This window comes from Mycoplana sp. 10N416 (assembly GCF_056394765.1).
Genome location: NZ_JBFTIM010000002.1, coordinates 189712 through 207126, shown reverse-complemented (window position 1 = coordinate 207126; position 17415 = coordinate 189712). Strand labels below are relative to the sequence as shown.

Here is a 17415-nt window from a genome sequence, read left to right as displayed (position 1 = left end):
TGGGCCCCTGTCGGTCGACAAGAGCGCGGGCCGGCATCGGTAGAGAACGGGAAGCGACGAATGAACCAGTCACGGCTTGGCCATGAGAAGTTGCGCTCGAAGGTGATGAGCGCCGAAGACGCGGCAGCGTTGATCGAATCCGGCACGACCGTCGGTATGAGTGGCTTTACCGGCTCCGGCTATCCGAAAACGGTGCCGCTGGCGCTGGCCGCCCGAATAGAAGCCGAACATGCCGCAGGCAATCCCTTCCGCCTGCGCGTCTGGACGGGCGCTTCGACGGGACCAGAACTTGACGGGGCGCTCGCCAAGGCGGACGGCATCGAGTTTCGCCTGCCGTACAATTCCGATCCGATCGCCCGCGAGAAGATCAATCGCGGCGAGATGGAATACTTCGACATGCATCTCAGCCAGGTCGCACCGATGGCCTGGCAGGGCTTCCTCGGCCCGCTGGACACGGCCATCATCGAGGTCTCCGGCATTCGCCCGGACGGTTCGCTGATTCCGTCCTCCTCGGTCGGCAACAACAAGACCTGGCTCGACCGTGCCGGTAAGGTCATTCTCGAGCTCAACCGCTGGCAGAGCGCCGAGCTCGACGGCATGCACGACATCTACTACGGCACCGCGCTGCCGCCGCACCGCGTCCCGATCCCGCTCGTGCATGCGGACGACCGCATCGGCGAGACCTCCTTCCGCTGCGATCCGGACAAGATCGTCGCGATCGTCGAGACCGACGCGCCGGACCGAAACCTGCCCTTCACGCCGCCGGATGAGACCGCCCGCGCCATTGCCGGGCATCTGCTGGAGTTCTTCCGCCACGAGGTGGCGAAGGGGCGGCTGCCGGCCTCGCTGTTGCCGATCCAGTCCGGGGTCGGCAACATCGCCAATGCCGTGCTGACCGGCCTCGTCGACAGCCCGTTCGAGAACATGACCGCGTTCACCGAAGTGATCCAGGACGGCATGCTTGACCTGCTCGACGCCGGCAAGCTCAGGATGGCATCGGCCACGGCCTTCTCGCTGAGCCCGGAAGCGGCCGCCCGCCTCAATTCCGACATGGCGCGCTATCGCGACAAGATGATCCTGCGCCCGCAGGAGATCAGCAATCACCCGGAACTGATCCGACGGCTCGGCTGCGTTGCCATGAACGGCCTGATCGAGGCCGACATCTACGGCAACGTCAACTCCACCCACATCATGGGTTCGCGGATCCAGAACGGCATCGGCGGCTCGGGCGATTTCGCGCGCAACGCCTATGTCTCGATCGTCATGACGCCGTCGACCGCCAAGGGTGGCAAGATCTCGGCTATCGTTCCGCAGGCCAGCCACGTCGATCACATCAACCAGGATGTCCAGGTGCTCGTCACCGAACAGGGTCTTGCCGATCTGCGCGGCCTGTCGCCCAAGCAGCGGGCGCGGTTGATCATCGACAATTGCGCCCATCCGACCTATCGCCCGGCGCTCGACGACTATTTCCGGCGGGCCCTGCGCGGCTCCTACGGCATGCAGTCGCCATCGCTGCTGAACGAGGCGCTGTCCTGGCACCAGCGCTTTGTCGAGACCGGGTCGATGCTCGCCTGACGAAGGCTGCGGCCTTAAGCGCAAAAATAGATCGGGCCGCCGACAAATGGCGGCGCCACGTTCATCACCTCCGCGGGCGAACCCATGCCGGGCGATCGGCACGGCTGCTCTCGTCGTCCGCGCGCCGAGCCATCGTGTCCGCAGAGATGCGCGCTAGGAAGGCCCGTGGATGGTGATGTGATCAGGGCACGTAGACGTTGCCCGATGGACCGACCTCTCGCCCCAGACCACCAGCCGCCGAAGCGGGACTGTCACAGCGACCTGCCTCGATAGGTGACCGCAACCGCGGCGCCGAAGCCTCTTACGCACCCACCTGATGCGCGAGGGTACGGCTTTTGCTGTCCCTTGGCACGCGGCGCGCAAATAGCGGGCCCTCCGCTCCTGCTTCCAGCTTTGTCAGTTCCCGCTGGAACAGGGAGAACCACTTTTTTCAACAATATGGCGACTCAAGGTGGCGCATTTCGCGCCTACCGAGAACCGGGCCTCGTCCGGGGCATGGTGAAGAATGGGCTCAGGCTGCTGGCAACAAACCGACCGAATGCACGGATCGGCAGCGCGCCGGGCAGGGGCCGCAAGACCGCATCATTCGCATCCGCAAAGGCTGCGGCGCGTAACGCGAAACTCAAATTCGAAGAACGGTTACAGGAGAAGCACATGAAAGTGGTTTATGGCGACAACGGAGCCAACAATATCAAAGGCAGTGACCTCGAGGACGAGATGATCGTGCTGATGGGCGGCGACGATATCGCCGACGGCGGCATGGGATCGGACATGATCGATGGCGGCGACGGCAACGACCTGCTCAACGGTTCGTTCCAGAACGACGTTCTCACGGGCGGCGAGGGCGACGACACGCTGAACGGCGACAGCGGCGACGATGTGTTGACGGGCGGCGAGGGCGCCGACAAGCTCAATGGTGGGTCCGGCAAGGACATGCTCATGGTCGGCACGCCAGGCGATTTTGGTGGCGACGTCATCGACGGCGGCTCGGGCATCGACACCTTGATGGTCGACTACACCAATTTCGATCGCGCACTTAACTTCACGGTGGGCGACTGGATCAATGACCAGACGCTTCCCGGCTACTTGCCGTCATTGGCCAGCAGCACGGCTACGGTGCGGATGGTCGAGAGTTTCCAGATCATCGGCACCGAATTCGCCGACAAGATCACCGGCGGCAACTACAGCGACATGTTCATGGGCGGCGCCGGCAACGACGTGCTCAGGGGCGGCCGCGGGATGGACATGCTGCTGGGTGGCGAAGACGACGACACGCTCTACGGCGGTTATGGCGCCGACAGCCTGATGGGTGACGAGGGCAAGGACACGCTCTATGGCGACAAAGGCGCCGATTACCTTGCCGGCGGTGAAGGCGACGACAAACTCTACGGCGGCGACGACAGCGACTTCCTCGCAGGCGATGATGGCAACGATCTCATCAACGGCGACGACGGCAACGACTATATCGACGGCGGCGCCGGGAACGACACCCTGTCGGGTGGCGCCGGTAACGACACACTGACCGGCGGGTTGGGCGATGACACCGTCAATGGTGGCGCCGGCAACGACACCTACGTCTTTGCCTTCGGCGACGGTAAGGACACCATCACCGACAGCAGCGGCAGCGATCGCCTGGTGATCCAGAAGTTCACCGGCAACTTCACGGCCAAGCTGCCGACCCAGGTCAACACGCTTGCCGGCGGAACGACCTTCTCCGGCATCGAACACTACAGCATCTACGCGACCGGAGCCGGTGCCAACAAAATCACGACCGGCAGCGGCAACGACATCGTCGATTCGGGTGCCGGCGACGACGTGATCAACGGCGGCAGCGGTAACGACGATCTGCGCGCCGGCACTGGCAAGGACACGGTTTTTGGTGGTGACGGCAACGACTACGTCTTTCTGGGCGACGGCGGCGCCGACAAGGCCGATGGCGGTGCGCAGACCGACCGCGTCACGGTCGATCGCCGCTCGCTGACGGCCAGCCAGACGTTTTCGGTCAGCGGCACCACGGCCTCCCTCACCGATGGCACGTCGCTGAAGAACTTCGAGCACTACAAGGTCGAGTTTGGTTCCGGAAATGACGTGGTCAAGTCGGTCGGCGGCGCCAAGAGCGTTAAGTTCTTCGGCCATGCCGGCAATGACACGCTGCTCGGCACCGCCTACAACGATGAACTCGACGGCGGCGAAGGCAGCGACAAGATCACCGCCGGCGGCGGCAACGACACCATCCGCGATGCGGGCGGCACAAACACCATCGATGCGGGGACCGGAAACGACAGTGTCTGGGTCCGTGATGGCGCAAAATCGACTGCCAACTACACGGTGAAACTCGGCGACGGCAACGACTCGTTCAAGCGAGACGCCTCCACCGGGAAGCTCTCGCTCGATGGCGGTGCAGGCACCGACTTCGCCGCGATCGACTTCGCCAAGTACACCAGCGGCATCACCTTCAAGGTCGCCCCCTCTGTCACCGTTTCAAACGCACCGGTAACGGTCAAAAGCATCGAGCGGGTCTCTCTCGGTGGCGGCAGCGGCAAGGACGTGTTCACCGGCGGCGGACTTTCCGACACCCTGTCCGGCCGAAACGGCGACGACACCTTGTCGGGGCTCGGTGGCAACGACAAGCTCTCCGGCGATGCAGGCAACGACACGCTCCGTGGTGGCGACGGCAATGACACCCTCTACGGCGACGGTGCCGGCAAGACCGGCGGCAAGGACAGGATCTACGGCGACGCCGGCAACGACCACGTCTATGCCGGTGCGGGCGACACAGCGGACGGCGGCGCGGGCACCGACACGCTTCATCTGCTGATGAGCGAGCAGACGAAGGACATCACCTTCGCCTTCTCGACCGGGACCGTAAAGGCGGACGCGACCACGACCTTCAAGGGGTTCGAGGCGCTCGACTACGACGGCAGCAAGGGCAAGGATACCGTGACCGGCGGCGCGCTGGCCGACTGGCTGAAGGGCTATGCCGGTAATGACACCCTGCGTGGCGGCGCCGGTGCAGACCGGCTCGAGGATGGGGCCGGCAACGACAAGCTGTTCGGCGATGCCGACAACGACAAGCTGACCCGTACCGACTTCACCGGAACGGACGTGTTCGACGGCGGCGCCGGTATCGACACGCTCGCCTTCAAGCAGGGGCAGACCTCGATCGTCCTCGACCTGCAGAACCAGGCCACCAACAAGGGCTCCGCTCTCGGCCTGACCGTCAAGAACATCGAGATCGTCCAGGGCAGCGCCAAGGACGACGCGATCCGTGGCGACGCAACCGACAACATCTTCTACGGAAACGGCTCGGACGACGTGCTCGACGGTCGAGGCGGCAACGACAAGCTGATCGGTGGTGCAGGCGACGACTGGCTGACAGGCGGATCCGGAAAGGACCAGTTCATCTTCGACATGGCCGGGCGCGACGGCGAAGGGGATGTCATCACCGACTTCACCCGCGGCCAGGACAAGCTGGTCATCAGCAAGAGCGCCTACGGCATCGCTGCCGCGGACAAGACCGTCACCCTCGTGACCGGTGCGGACCCGGTGGCCACCAGTTCCAAGGGCACCTTCCTGTTCGAGACGGACAATGGTCGCCTCTGGTTCGATGCCGATGGCAAGGGCACCGACGCCGACCTCGAACTGGTCGCAACGCTGAAGGGCGTCACGAAGCTTTCGGTCGACGACTTTAGCTTCCTCTGATCTCTCATCGGGACAGTCAATGGCCCACGAGCCACCCCGCCTCGGGGTGGCTCACGCATCTCGAATCACTTCATACCGGAATGGAAAACATCGGTATGGGCCAGCGGCGCCGGAGCGCCGCCGGATCGGTCAGACATTCTCGACGGTCTGGCCTTCCGCCTCCGCCTGTTCCCGGCGGTTGTAGCGGATCGAGGACCAGAGCGAGATGCCGATCAGGGCGGCTCCGCCCAGTCCGGTGATGACCTCCGGAATGTGCACCAGCGTCTGGCAGTACATGATCACCGACAGGATCAGGATCGCATAGAAGGCGCCGTGCTCCAGATAGCGGTATTCGGCGAGCGTGCCTTTGTCGACCAGCATGATTGTCATCGAGCGCACGTACATTGCACCGATGCCGAGGCCGATGGCGATGACGAAGAGGTTCTGCGTCAGCGCGAAGGCGCCGATCACGCCGTCGAACGAGAAGCTCGCGTCCAGCACCTCGAGGTAGATGAAGGCGCCGAGACCACCCTTGGCGGCGGCGCTCATCGTCTGCTGCGAGGCGTCCAGCAGGCCGCCGACGACTTCCACCGCAAGGAAGGTCAGAAGACCGTAGATCGCCGCATAGACGAAGGTATGCGCCGCATCGCCTTCGAGGAAGTTGGAGAAGACCAGGATCAGGACCAGCACGAAGGCGATCTCGATGCCCTTGATCGTCGCGTAGCGGGCCATGTGCTTCTCGATGAAGGCGATCCAGTGCACGTCCTTCTCCTGGTCGAAGAAGTAGGTGAGACCGACCATCATCAGGAAGGTGCCGCCAAAGGCTGCGATCGGCAGGTGGGCATCGTTCATGATGCGCGCATATTCGCCCGGCTGCTTCGCAGCGAGGACGATGGCCTCGATCGGGCCGATCTTGGCGGCGATCACGACGATCAGCAGCGGGAAGACGATACGCATGCCGAAGACGGCGATCACGATACCCCAGGTGAGGAACCGGTGCTGCCAGACCGGCGTCATGTCCTTCAGCTTGTTGGCGTTGACGATGGCGTTGTCGAAGGACAGCGAGATTTCCAGCACCGCAAGCACGGTGCAGATGAAGAAGACGGTTGCCATTCCACCGATCGTGCCGGTGCTCTGCCAACCAAGCCACGCACCCAGCAGAAGACCAAGGGCGGTGACGATGAAGGCCCACTTGAAGTAACCGATTGCGGATTGCGGCTGAGAGGGGGTGGTCATGCCAGCACCTCGCTTTCGCACGTGATCGGCTTGTTCAGGGGATAGGGAAACGAATTGCGCGTGCCGAAAAGGGCATGCGCGTCAGGCATGGTCAGGATTTTCATTTTTCTCTGATCCGCCGGCTCAATTGCTGGCGGTACCGACATCACGAGAGCGCCGTAAAACTCTCGCCAGAGGGGCCCGGCACCATAGTTTCTGCTGCGGCGGGATGTCCGGGGCCGCAACATCAGTCGTTTTCCCTGATGTCGTGTGCTTCGTCAAGAAGTTTCGCCACTTGCGCACTGGTGCGAGACGATCGGCCGCAAATCGAATGAAATCGCGGAGCGGCGTACACAAGCCCGCTTTCTCCTCCTATATTCGCTCCACCATACTATTTGCCGCCACGAGGACCTTTCATGAGCGAACCCAAGACAATCAGCCCTGCTCTCGTCGAATGGAGCGGGATCAACGGCCTGCCGCGCTTCGATCTCGTTTCCGACGATGCGTTCGCCGAGGCTTTCGATGTGGCGCTGGCGTCGCACGAGGCGGAGATCGAGGCGATAGCCGGCAATCCCGGGGCCCCGAGCTTCGACAATACCGTCGTCGCCCTGGAAATCGCCGGGGATGCGCTGTCACGCATTTCGGCGCTGTTCTGGAGCCGCGCCGGCGCAAACACGAACGAGACCATCCAGGCGCTCGAACGCGAGATCGCGCCGAAGATGGCGCGTCATTATTCGAAGATCGGCAACAATGCCGAGCTCTTCGCCCGTATCGACACGCTGTGGGAAGGGCGCGACGCGCTGGGGTTGACGGTCGAGCAGGCCCGGGTGCTGGAGCGACATTGGAAGGGGTTCGTGAAGTCCGGTGCGAAGCTGGCAAAGCCCGAACAGGAACGTCTTTCCGCGATTAACGAGCGGCTTGCGGGGCTCGGCGCGCAGTTCGGCCAGAACGTCCTGGCGGACGAGAAGGACTGGGCGCTGTTTCTCTCGGACAAAGAAGAGCTTGCCGGTCTGCCCGAGTTCCTGACGGACGCGATGGCGGCGGCTGCGCGCGACCGGGACGAGGCGGGCAAGTTCGCCGTCACCCTGTCGCGCTCGATCATCGAGCCGTTCCTGACCTTTTCCAGCCGTCGCGACCTGCGCGAGCAAGCCTTCCATGCCTGGACCGCTCGCGGCATGAACGGCGGGGCGACGGACAACCGCGAGATCGTGCGCGAAACGTTGGCGCTGCGCGCCGAGAAGGCTGCGTTGCTCGGCTACGAGAACTACGCGGCGCTGAAGCTCGACAACACGATGGCCAAGACCTCCGAGGCCGTGAGTGGCCTCCTGGCGCAAGTCTGGGAGAAGGCCGTCGCCCGTGCCGGCGAAGAAGAAGCGGATCTTGCGCGCCTGATCGCCGCGGAGGGCGGCAACCATCCGGTCCTGCCCTGGGACTGGCGCTACTACGCCGAGAAGCTGCGGGCGGAAAAATTCGATTTTTCTGAAGCCGAACTGAAACCGTATCTGCAGCTCGAAAAGATCATCGAGGCCTGCTTCGATGTCGCCGGACGGCTCTTTGGCACCCATGCCGTGCCGCTTCAGGGCGTTCCGGTCTATCACCCCGACGTGCGCGTGTTCGAGATCCGCGACCGGCAGGGCAAACTCGTCGCGATGTTCCTCGGCGATTATTTCGCCCGCTCCTCAAAGCGTTCCGGGGCGTGGATGAGCGCCTACCAGAGCCAGCACAAGCTGCCGCTGGCGAACGGTTCGTTGGGAGAGATCCCGATCGTCTACAACGTCTGCAATTTCGCCAAGCCCGCGGAAGGCAAGCCGGCGCTGCTGTCGCTCGACGATGCCCGCACGCTCTTCCATGAGTTCGGCCACGCCCTGCACGGCATGCTGTCCGACGTCACCTATCCGTCGGTGTCGGGCACCGGCGTGTCGCGCGATTTCGTCGAACTGCCCTCGCAGCTCTACGAGCACTGGCTGACCGTTCCCGAAATCCTCAAGACCTATGCCGTGCACTACGAGACTGGCGAGCCGATGCCGCAGGCACTGCTCGACAAGGTTTTGGCCGCGCGCACCTTCAATGCCGGCTTCAACACCGTCGAATTCACCTCCTCCGCGCTGGTCGACATGGCGTTTCACACGCAAGGCACGGTCGAGGACCCGTTGGCGGTGCAGGCCGAAGTGCTGGACAAGCTCCGCATGCCGGCCTCGATCGTCATGCGCCATGCCACGCCGCACTTCCAGCACGTCTTTTCCGGCGACGGCTATTCGGCCGGCTACTATTCGTACATGTGGTCGGAGGTGCTGGACGCCGACGCCTTCGCCGCCTTCACCGAAACGGGCGACGCCTTCGATCCCGGCATGGCGGCGAAGCTGAAGGCGAACATCTACTCGATCGGTGGCGCCGTCGATCCGGAAGACGCCTACAAGGGCTTCCGCGGCAAGCTGCCTTCGATCGATGCCATGTTGGAGAAGAAGGGGCTGTCAGCGTAAGACTGTCGTCACAAGACGTTCACCGAACTGTCGCCCGTATGCCATTGATCCGTTACGACACTGACATGCGATCCCCCGATGGTCGCTTTCGCGAGTTAATTTCCGATTCGCGTGGCTGCCGCGGGGGTGCATGACGATCGTTTCCGATGTCCTGACAAGGCGTTCGTTTCTCCTGACGGCCGGTGCAACCGGTCTTGCCGCGTCTTCGGCGCTGGCCGTTCCCCACTATGCGCGCCGGCACGGCAGCCCCGTCTTCACGCACGGGGTGCAGTCCGGGGACGTCGACACCTCGTCGGGCATGATCTGGACCCGGGCCGACCGGCCGGTCGAGATCGCGGTCGAATACTCGACCACCGAGAGCTTCATCAATCCGATGCGCGGCCCGGTGCTGAAGGCGGGACGCGAGACGGATTGCGCCGCCAAGCACCTGCTGACCGAGTTGCTTCCGGACCAGGACATCTTCTTTCGGCTGACGGCGGCTGACCCCTATTCCAGCCATCTGGTCTCCGAGCCGGTCGTCGGCCGGTTCCGCACCGCGCCGCTGCGCCGCCGCTCGGTCCGCTTCGCCTGGTCGGGCGACACGGCCGGGCAAGGCTGGGGCATCGACGAGGTCGGAATGAAGACCTATTCGACCATGCTCCTGCACGAGCCGGATTTTCTAATCCACTCCGGCGATACGATCTATGCGGACGGGCCGATCCCCGACGAGATTCCGTTGCGGGACGGCACGGTCTGGAAGAACCGCATCGTCACCGACGAAAAACGCCAGGTCGCGCGGACGCTCGACGAATACCGCGGTCAGTGGAAATACAACATGCTCGATCGGCACGTGCTGAACTTCAATGCGCAGGTGCCGACCTTCTTCCAGTGGGACGACCACGAGGTGCTGAACAACTGGTCGGCCTCGACGGACCTGCGCGACGATCCGCGCTATCCGGAAAAGGACATCGCCGTCTATGCCGAGCGCGCCATGCGGGCGTTCCAGGAGATGACGCCGATCCGCTACGTGCCGACCGAGCCGGGGCGCATCTTCCGCAAAATCGCCTACGGCCCGCTGCTCGACGTGTTCTTCGTCGACCTGCGCTCCTATCGCACCGCCAACCGCGGCAGCACAGACAACGGCCTGTTCGGCTGGCGGCAGGCGGACTGGCTGCGGCGTGAACTGCTCGCCTCCAGGGCCACCTGGAAGGTGATCGCCTGTGACATGCCGCTCGGCGTCGTCATCTGGGACGACTATGGCAACAAGCTCGGCTACGAGGGCGTGGCGGACGGGCTGAACGGCCCGCCGGCGGCGCGTGAGTGCGAAATCGCCGACCTGCTCACCTTCATGCGCGACAACGCCATCCGCAATGTCGTCTGGCTGACGGCCGATGTGCACTATACCGCCGCGCATCACTACGACCCGGACCGCGCCAGGTTTAAGGAATTCGATCCCTTCTGGGAGTTCGTCTCAGGGCCGCTGCATTCGGGCACCTACGGACCCCACCCGCTCGACATGACCTTCGGGCCGGAGGTTCGGTTCATCAAGGCGTCGGGCGGTGGGGCCGACAGTAATCTGCCGCCGTCGGCCGGCTTGCAGTTCTTCGGGCTGGTCGATATCGACGGTACCAGCGAGCAGATGACGGTGCGGCTGATGGATCGCGACGACCGCGAACTCTGGAGCACCACGCTCGATCCTGCGGTGATCTCATGAGAGCCGTACAACGGCCAATTTTTCACGCGATCAGCGAAACGCAGTGTCGGGCTGCCCCTTTCGCAATTGCGGAAAACCATGTAAGAGCGCGCCATTGAAGATGGCGCCGCCTTTGCCGTGCGCGCCCAAAACCCAGAGATCAAACATGTCCATTCGTAATATCGCGATTATCGCGCACGTCGACCATGGCAAAACCACGCTCGTCGACGAGCTCCTGAAGCAGTCCGGCTCGTTCCGCGAAAACCAGCGCGTCGCCGAACGCGTCATGGATTCGGGCGACATCGAAAAGGAACGCGGCATCACCATCCTCGCCAAGGCCACCTCGGTCGAGTGGAAGGGTACCCGCATCAACATCGTCGACACCCCCGGTCACGCCGACTTCGGCGGCGAGGTCGAGCGCATCCTGTCGATGGTGGACGGCGCGATCGTGCTCGTCGACAGCTCCGAAGGCCCGATGCCGCAGACCAAGTTCGTGGTCGGCAAGGCGCTCAAGGTCGGCCTGAAGCCGATCGTCGCCATCAACAAGATCGACCGTCCCGACGGCCGCCACGAGGAAGTGCTGAACGAGGTCTTCGACCTGTTCGCCAACCTCGACGCCACCGACGAGCAGCTCGACTTCCCGATCCTCTACGGCTCGGGTCGCAATGGCTGGATGAACGTCAATCCGGAAGGTCCGAAGGACCAGGGCATGGCGCCGCTGCTCGACCTCGTGCTCAAGCACGTGCCGGAGCCGACGGTTGCCGACGGGCCATTTAGCATGATCGGCACGATCCTCGAGGCCAACCCCTTCCTCGGCCGCATCATCACCGGCCGCGTGCATTCCGGCTCGGTCAAGCCGAACCAGGCCGTCAAGGTGCTCGGCCAGGACGGCAAGCTGATCGAATCCGGACGCATCTCCAAGATCCTCGCCTTCCGCGGCATCGAGCGTCAGCCGATCGAGGAAGCGCAAGCCGGCGACATCATCGCGATCGCCGGCCTCACCAAGGGCACGGTTGCCGACACCTTCTGCGATCCGGCGGTCTCCGAGGCGCTTACGGCCCAGCCGATCGACCCGCCGACCGTCACCATGTCCTTCATCGTCAACGACAGCCCGCTCGCCGGCACCGAGGGCGACAAGGTCACGAGCCGCGTCATCCGCGACCGCCTGTTCAAGGAAGCCGAAGGCAACGTGGCGCTCAAGATCGAAGAGTCCGGCGACAAGGATTCCTTCTTCGTCTCCGGCCGCGGCGAGTTGCAGCTTGCCGTGTTGATCGAGACCATGCGCCGCGAAGGCTTCGAGCTTGCTGTCTCGCGTCCGCGCGTCGTCATGCACAAGGACGAGAACGGCCAGCCGCTTGAACCGGTCGAGGAAGTCGTCATCGACGTGGACGAGGAACATTCCGGCGTCGTCGTCCAGAAGATGTCCGAGCGCAAGGCCGAGATGGTGGAATTGCGCCCGTCCGGCGGCAACCGCGTCCGCCTCGTCTTCTTCGCGCCCACCCGCGGCCTGATCGGCTACCAGTCGGAGCTTCTGACGGATACGCGCGGCACGGCGATCATGAACCGCCTCTTCCACGACTACCAGCCCTACAAGGGCGAGATCGGCGGCCGCGTCAACGGCGTGCTGCTCTCCAACGAATCCGGCGAGGCCGTGGCCTATGCGCTCTTCAACCTCGAAGACCGCGGCCCGATGGTCATCGACGCGGGCGACAAGGTCTATGCCGGCATGATCGTCGGCATCCACACGCGTGACAACGACCTGGAAGTGAACGTGCTGAAGGGCAAGAAGCTCACCAACATCCGCGCCGCCGGCAAGGACGAGGCCGTCCGTCTGACGCCGCCGATCAAGATGACGCTGGAACGCGCCCTGTCCTGGATCCAGGACGACGAACTGGTCGAGGTGACGCCGAAGTCCATCCGCCTTCGCAAGCTCTATCTCGATTCCAACGATCGGAAGCGATTCGAAAAGCAGCGTGCGGCCGGTGCCGCCTGATTCGCGCCGAAAGTAGGCGATAGCATCCTCAAAACGATCGAGGCCCCGGCACAAAAGCCGGGGCTTTTTCATGTGTGTGCCGAGTTAATACGACTTGTGGCAATTCTTAGAAATGCGTTAACCTTTTGGGCGTGCCGCATGCGAACTTGCCTGTGGGCAAGAAGGATCCCTGGGGCGACCGGGATTCCGGCGGAGTCGACGCGGGTTTAGAGTCATTTCGATGAAAACACTATCGATCGATGTAAGGCGTGCGGAGCCGCAGGACGCATGGGGCATCTCAGAGACCCATCGGGCGTCCTGGCTGCAGGCCTATGGCGGGATCATTCCGCACAAGCCGCTGACGCAGATGGTGCATCGTCGGGACGAACGTTGGTGGCGCAAGGCCACTCGCGGGCCGGCGACCTTGCTTGTTCTCGACGTGGCCGGTGTCATCGCCGGCTATGCGACGCTCGGACTTAACCGGGCGCAGGCGCTGCCGCAGGACGGCGAGATCTACGAGATCTACCTGCGTCCCGAGTACCAGGGCCTTGGCCTCGGCCGCTTGCTGTTCGGCGAGAGCAGACGTTTGCTGAAATCGCTCGGCTGCAACGGCATCGTGGTCTGGTGCCTGGAGGACAGCGATATGGCGGAACGGTTTTTCCGCTCGGTCGGAGGCCTCGACATCGCCGAGGGTATGGAAGATTTCGGCGGCAAGGAATTGAGGAAGATCGGCTTCATCTTCCGCTGATGCCGACGCCTGTCAGATGCCACTTCCTCTCTTATCCCTCCGGTCGGATTGACTTGTTTCTGTATTTGCCTACCTTCTAATGTTCGCAGAAGCCGACCAGGCTGAGAGGCAGCAACGGGCGTGCCGCGCGACCGTCGCTATGCGGCGTCTGTCGGTTCGGACGATTTTCGGGAGGGATTGCGATGCGTTTTTGTGGACCCCTATCAATCGGCATCATTCTCTGCATGGCCGGCAGCGCTTTGGCGCAGGAGGGCGATGCGACGGCCGGCGAGACCGTCTTCAAGAAATGCGCAGTTTGTCATGTCGTCGACAAGGATACCAACAAGGTCGGCCCTTCGCTTCATGGCGTATTGGGGCGCACGGCGGGCACCCATCCCGACTATAAATACTCGACCGCAATGATCGATGCCGGCAAGGGCGGGCTCGTTTGGAACGAGACGACCTTGCGCGACTACCTGCACAATCCGAAGGCCAAGGTGAAAGGCACGAAAATGGTCTTTCCAGGTCTGAAGGATGACAGCGACATTTCAAACCTGTTGGCCTACCTGAAGCAGTACTCGCCGCAATGAGCGAAGGGCGTGCGCCCACGACCGCGCACGCCTTTCGCTGGAATTGCTTGTCTTTTTTGTTCATGAGATAATTATGAAATAGAATTGCGGATTGCAGGTTCATGCCCACGGCCGAGCGAGGCGGGAGGGACGGAAATGGCAGTCGTGCTGATGCTGGTTGCGATCGCCGTGGGTTCGGTCGTGTTCCACCTTGTAAGCCCTTGGTGGTGGACGCCGATCGCGTCGAACTGGGGCTATATCGACTCCACTCTCGTCATCACATTCTGGATCACCGGTGTCGTCTTTGTCGCCGTGGTGATGTTTCTCGCCTACTGCGTTTGGCGCTTCCGCCACGATCCGAATCGCCGGGCGGCCTACGAGCCTGAGAACCCGCGGCTGGAGAGCGGTCTGGCGATCGGTACGGCGCTCGGTGTCTTTGCCATGCTGGCGCCGGGGCTGTTCGTCTGGCACCAGTTCATCACCGTGCCCAAGGGGGCGGACGAGATCGAGGTCGTCGGCCAGCAGTGGCTCTGGAGCTTCCGCCTGCCGGGAGCAGACGGCAAGCTCGGACGGGCCGACACACGCGACGTGGCTGCCGACAATTCCCTCGGCATCGACAAGGCCGATGCAAGCGCGCTCGACGACGTCGTCATCGAGGGGGGCGAACTGCACCTGCCGGTCGGCAGGCCGGTGAAGGTGCTGCTACGGTCGATCGATGTGCTGCACGATTTCTATGTGCCGGAGTTCCGCGCCAAGATGGACATGATCCCGGGCATGGTGACCTATTTCTGGCTGACGCCGACCCGCACCGGCACCTTCGACATCCTGTGCGCCGAGCTTTGCGGCGTCGGCCATCCACAGATGCGCGGCACGGTCGTCGTCGACGCCGAGGCCGATTACCAGGCCTGGCTCGCCGGACAGTCGACATTCTCGCAGTTGCAGGCGTCCGCACAGCCGGCGGGCGCGATCGTGGCGGAGGTGTCCGCCGGAAAATAGCAGGCAGGGTCCGGGAGGGATCCGACAGGAGGAGCGACGATGGTTGAAGTCAGTCCGGGTGCAGGCGAGGTCGTCCCGCCGGCCGCGGTGGAGGACGTGGAGCTCTACCATCCGCACAGCTGGTGGACGCGCTACGTCTTCAGCCAGGACGCGAAGGTCATCGCCATCCAATACGCCTCGACGGCGCTGGCGATCGGTCTGGTCGCGCTCGTTCTCTCCTGGCTGATGCGCATCCAGCTCGCCTTCCCGGGAGCACTCCCGTTCATCGACGCCGAGCGTTATTACCAGTTCATCACCATGCACGGGATGATCATGGTGATCTACCTGCTCACCGCGCTCTTCCTCGGCGGCTTCGGCAACTACCTGATCCCGCTGATGGTCGGCGCACGCGACATGGTGTTCCCCTACGCCAACATGCTGAGCTACTGGATCTATCTTTTGGCGGTCCTGGTGCTCGCCGCCAGCTTCTTTGCATCGGGCGGACCGACCGGCGCCGGCTGGACGCTCTACCCGCCGCAGGCGATCCTCTCCAACACGCCCGGCGGTCAGAACTGGGGCATCATCATGATGCTGGTCTCGCTGATCATCTTCATCATCGGCTTCACCATGGGCGGGCTGAACTATGTCGTCACCGTGCTGCAGGGGCGCACGCGCGGCATGACGCTGATGCGGCTGCCGCTGACGGTGTGGGGCATCTTCACCGCCACCGTCATGGCGCTGCTAGCCTTCCCGGCTCTGTTCGTCGCCTGCGTGATGATGCTGTTCGACCGCGTGCTCGGCACGAGCTTCTTCATGCCGGCGATCGTCGAGATGGGCGAGCAGCTGAAACACGGCGGCGGCAGCCCGATCCTGTTCCAGCACCTGTTCTGGTTCTTCGGCCACCCCGAGGTCTACATCGTCGCGCTGCCCGCCTTCGGCATCGTCTCCGACCTGATCAGCACGCATGCCCGCAAGAACATCTTCGGCTACCGGATGATGGTCTGGGCAATCGTCATCATCGGCGCGCTCTCCTTCGTCGTCTGGGCGCACCACATGTACGTCAGCGGCATGAACCCCTATTTCGGCTTCTTCTTCGCCACCACCACGCTGGTCATTGCCGTTCCGACGGCGCTCAAGGTCTACAACTGGGTGCTGACGCTGTGGCGCGGCAACATCCACCTGACGCTGCCGATGCTGTTTGCACTCGGTTTCATCGTCACCTTCGTCAATGGCGGGCTGACCGGGCTGTTCCTTGGCAACGTCGTCGTCGACGTGCCGCTGTCGGACACGATGTTCGTCGTCGCCCATTTCCACATGGTCATGGGGGTGGCTCCGATCCTCGTCATCTTCGGGGCGATCTACCATTGGTATCCCAAGATCACCGGGCGGATGCTCAATGAGGGCATGGGCCAGATCCATTTCTGGATCACCTTCGTCGGCGCCTACCTGATCTTCTTCCCGATGCATTATGTCGGGCTCGTCGGCGTGCCGCGCCGCTACTACGAGATCGGCGAGACGAGCTTCGTGCCGCCGTCGGTCCACGACCTGAACATCTTCATCACGGTGATGGCGCTCATCGTCGGCGCCGCACAGATGGTGTTTCTGTTCAACCTCGTCTGGAGCCTTCGCAACGGGCGGGAGGCGGGCGGCAACCCCTGGCACGCCACGACGCTCGAATGGCAGACGCCGCAGACCCCGCCCGCGCACGGCAACTGGGGCAAGGAGCTGCCGATCGTCTATCGCTGGGCCTATGACTACAGCGTGCCCGGCGCACCGGAGGACTTCATCCCGCAGAACCAGCCCGGCGCCTATGGCCTCGCGCGGGAGGCGACCGCATGAGCGCCATGCTTGTCTTCCTCGCCGTCATTGCCGCCATCGCCACATGGTGGTTGGCTCGCCACGGGATCGCCTCGAAACCCTGGCTGGAGGTCGGCAACGCCGATGTCGGCGATACTTCACACTTCGAGATGGCGAAGATGCCGGTCGCCAAGGTCGGTCTCGGCGTCTTCCTGGCCGTGGTGGGAGCCCTCTTCACCCTTTTCGTCAGCGCCTATCTGATGCGTGTCGACACACGGGACTGGTGGGCGCTGCCGGTCCCGCGGCTGCTGTATGTCAATACCGGCATTCTCTTCCTGAGCAGCGTCTGTCTTCACTGGGCAAAGGTCGAGGCCTTGCGCGTCCGACGCGAGGGACTGAGGACGGCCCTGCTGGCCAGTTTCGCCACCGCGCTGGCCTTTGTGACCGGGCAGGTGTTCGCCTGGCAGCAACTGGTGGCGGCGGGCTACACGCTGACCGACGATGCGGCCGCCAGCTTCTTCTACGTCATCACCGGGATGCATGGCCTGCATATCCTGGGCGGCATGGTTGCGCTTGTGCGCACCGCGCGGCTGGCCTGGGGTGACGGCCCGGTGAACGGGAAGCTGCGGCTGAACGTGGAACTCTGCGCCATCTACTGGCATTTCATGCTGGCCGTCTGGCTCGTGCTGCTTGCCCTCTTCGCCGGCTGGGCGAGCAATTTCGTCGATATTTGTCGGCAACTGCTACAATAG

The 17415-nt window shown here is 63.4% G+C and carries 11 protein-coding genes; 10 read left to right on the top strand and 1 reads right to left on the bottom strand.

Annotation, left to right across the window (positions count from 1 at the left end; all coding sequences use genetic code 11):
• Positions 1-60: 60 nt before the first annotated feature.
• Complete coding sequence (locus AC1DDS_RS05270; RefSeq protein ID WP_477477919.1) at positions 61-1575, top strand: acetyl-CoA hydrolase/transferase family protein; 1515 nt, start codon at positions 61-63, stop codon at positions 1573-1575.
• Positions 1576-2229: 654 nt separating this feature from the next.
• Positions 2230-5277, top strand: a complete 3048-nt coding sequence (locus tag AC1DDS_RS05265) for a calcium-binding protein (RefSeq protein WP_477477918.1) — start codon at positions 2230-2232, stop codon at positions 5275-5277.
• A gap of 129 nt (positions 5278-5406) precedes the next feature.
• Here the strand turns inward: AC1DDS_RS05265 and AC1DDS_RS05260 are convergent, their stop codons facing one another.
• Positions 5407-6492: a DUF475 domain-containing protein gene (locus tag AC1DDS_RS05260; protein ID WP_310413237.1), complete on the bottom strand. Its 1086-nt coding sequence runs from the start codon at positions 6490-6492 to the stop codon at positions 5407-5409.
• A gap of 395 nt (positions 6493-6887) precedes the next feature.
• On the opposite strand from AC1DDS_RS05260, the gene AC1DDS_RS05255 reads away from it, so the two are divergent.
• The 8 genes from AC1DDS_RS05255 to AC1DDS_RS05220 all read left to right on the top strand — a co-directional run bounded on the left by AC1DDS_RS05255 (position 6888) and on the right by AC1DDS_RS05220 (position 17415).
• On the top strand, positions 6888-8951 hold the full coding sequence (locus tag AC1DDS_RS05255; RefSeq protein ID WP_477477917.1) for a M3 family metallopeptidase: 2064 nt from the start codon (positions 6888-6890) through the stop codon (positions 8949-8951).
• A 130-nt stretch (positions 8952-9081) separates the two neighbouring features.
• A complete protein-coding gene (locus AC1DDS_RS05250) occupies positions 9082-10644 on the top strand; it encodes an alkaline phosphatase D family protein (RefSeq protein WP_477477916.1) in 1563 nt (520 codons plus the stop codon).
• A 145-nt stretch (positions 10645-10789) separates the two neighbouring features.
• Positions 10790-12616 carry a translational GTPase TypA gene (typA, locus tag AC1DDS_RS05245; protein ID WP_477477915.1) on the top strand — a complete coding sequence of 609 codons (1827 nt, stop codon included), beginning with the start codon at positions 10790-10792 and terminating at the stop codon, positions 12614-12616.
• A gap of 220 nt (positions 12617-12836) precedes the next feature.
• The gene (locus AC1DDS_RS05240) at positions 12837-13343 is read left to right on the top strand and encodes a GNAT family N-acetyltransferase (RefSeq protein ID WP_310413228.1); all 507 of its coding nucleotides are present in this window, start codon (positions 12837-12839) and stop codon (positions 13341-13343) included.
• A 182-nt stretch (positions 13344-13525) separates the two neighbouring features.
• On the top strand, positions 13526-13912 hold the full coding sequence (locus tag AC1DDS_RS05235) for a c-type cytochrome (protein WP_477477914.1): 387 nt from the start codon (positions 13526-13528) through the stop codon (positions 13910-13912).
• 135 nt (positions 13913-14047) lie between these two features.
• On the top strand, positions 14048-14887 hold the full coding sequence (locus AC1DDS_RS05230; protein WP_477477913.1) for a cytochrome c oxidase subunit II: 840 nt from the start codon (positions 14048-14050) through the stop codon (positions 14885-14887).
• Between the two features lie 39 nt (positions 14888-14926).
• Positions 14927-16705: a cytochrome c oxidase subunit I gene (gene ctaD, locus AC1DDS_RS05225; RefSeq protein WP_477477912.1), complete on the top strand. Its 1779-nt coding sequence runs from the start codon at positions 14927-14929 to the stop codon at positions 16703-16705.
• The gene (locus AC1DDS_RS05220; RefSeq protein ID WP_477477911.1) at positions 16702-17415 is read left to right on the top strand and encodes a cytochrome c oxidase subunit 3; all 714 of its coding nucleotides are present in this window, start codon (positions 16702-16704) and stop codon (positions 17413-17415) included. The genes ctaD and AC1DDS_RS05220 overlap by 4 nt, the downstream gene beginning before the upstream one ends.

Excerpts from the sequence above, each read along its gene's own strand:
- AC1DDS_RS05255 (WP_477477917.1), top strand. The coding sequence starts at position 6,888 with ATGAGCGAACCCAAGACAATCAGCCCTGCTCTCGTCGAATGGAGCGGG.
- AC1DDS_RS05270 (WP_477477919.1), top strand. The coding sequence starts at position 61 with ATGAACCAGTCACGGCTTGGCCATGAGAAGTTGCGCTCGAAGGTGATG.
- typA (WP_477477915.1), top strand. The coding sequence starts at position 10,790 with ATGTCCATTCGTAATATCGCGATTATCGCGCACGTCGACCATGGCAAA.
- AC1DDS_RS05235 (WP_477477914.1), top strand. The coding sequence starts at position 13,526 with ATGCGTTTTTGTGGACCCCTATCAATCGGCATCATTCTCTGCATGGCC.
- AC1DDS_RS05265 (WP_477477918.1), top strand. The coding sequence starts at position 2,230 with ATGAAAGTGGTTTATGGCGACAACGGAGCCAACAATATCAAAGGCAGT.
- ctaD (WP_477477912.1), top strand. The coding sequence starts at position 14,927 with ATGGTTGAAGTCAGTCCGGGTGCAGGCGAGGTCGTCCCGCCGGCCGCG.
- AC1DDS_RS05220 (WP_477477911.1), top strand. The coding sequence starts at position 16,702 with ATGAGCGCCATGCTTGTCTTCCTCGCCGTCATTGCCGCCATCGCCACA.
- AC1DDS_RS05260 (WP_310413237.1), bottom strand. The coding sequence starts at position 6,492 with ATGACCACCCCCTCTCAGCCGCAATCCGCAATCGGTTACTTCAAGTGG.
- AC1DDS_RS05240 (WP_310413228.1), top strand. The coding sequence starts at position 12,837 with ATGAAAACACTATCGATCGATGTAAGGCGTGCGGAGCCGCAGGACGCA.
- AC1DDS_RS05250 (WP_477477916.1), top strand. The coding sequence starts at position 9,082 with ATGACGATCGTTTCCGATGTCCTGACAAGGCGTTCGTTTCTCCTGACG.
- AC1DDS_RS05230 (WP_477477913.1), top strand. The coding sequence starts at position 14,048 with ATGGCAGTCGTGCTGATGCTGGTTGCGATCGCCGTGGGTTCGGTCGTG.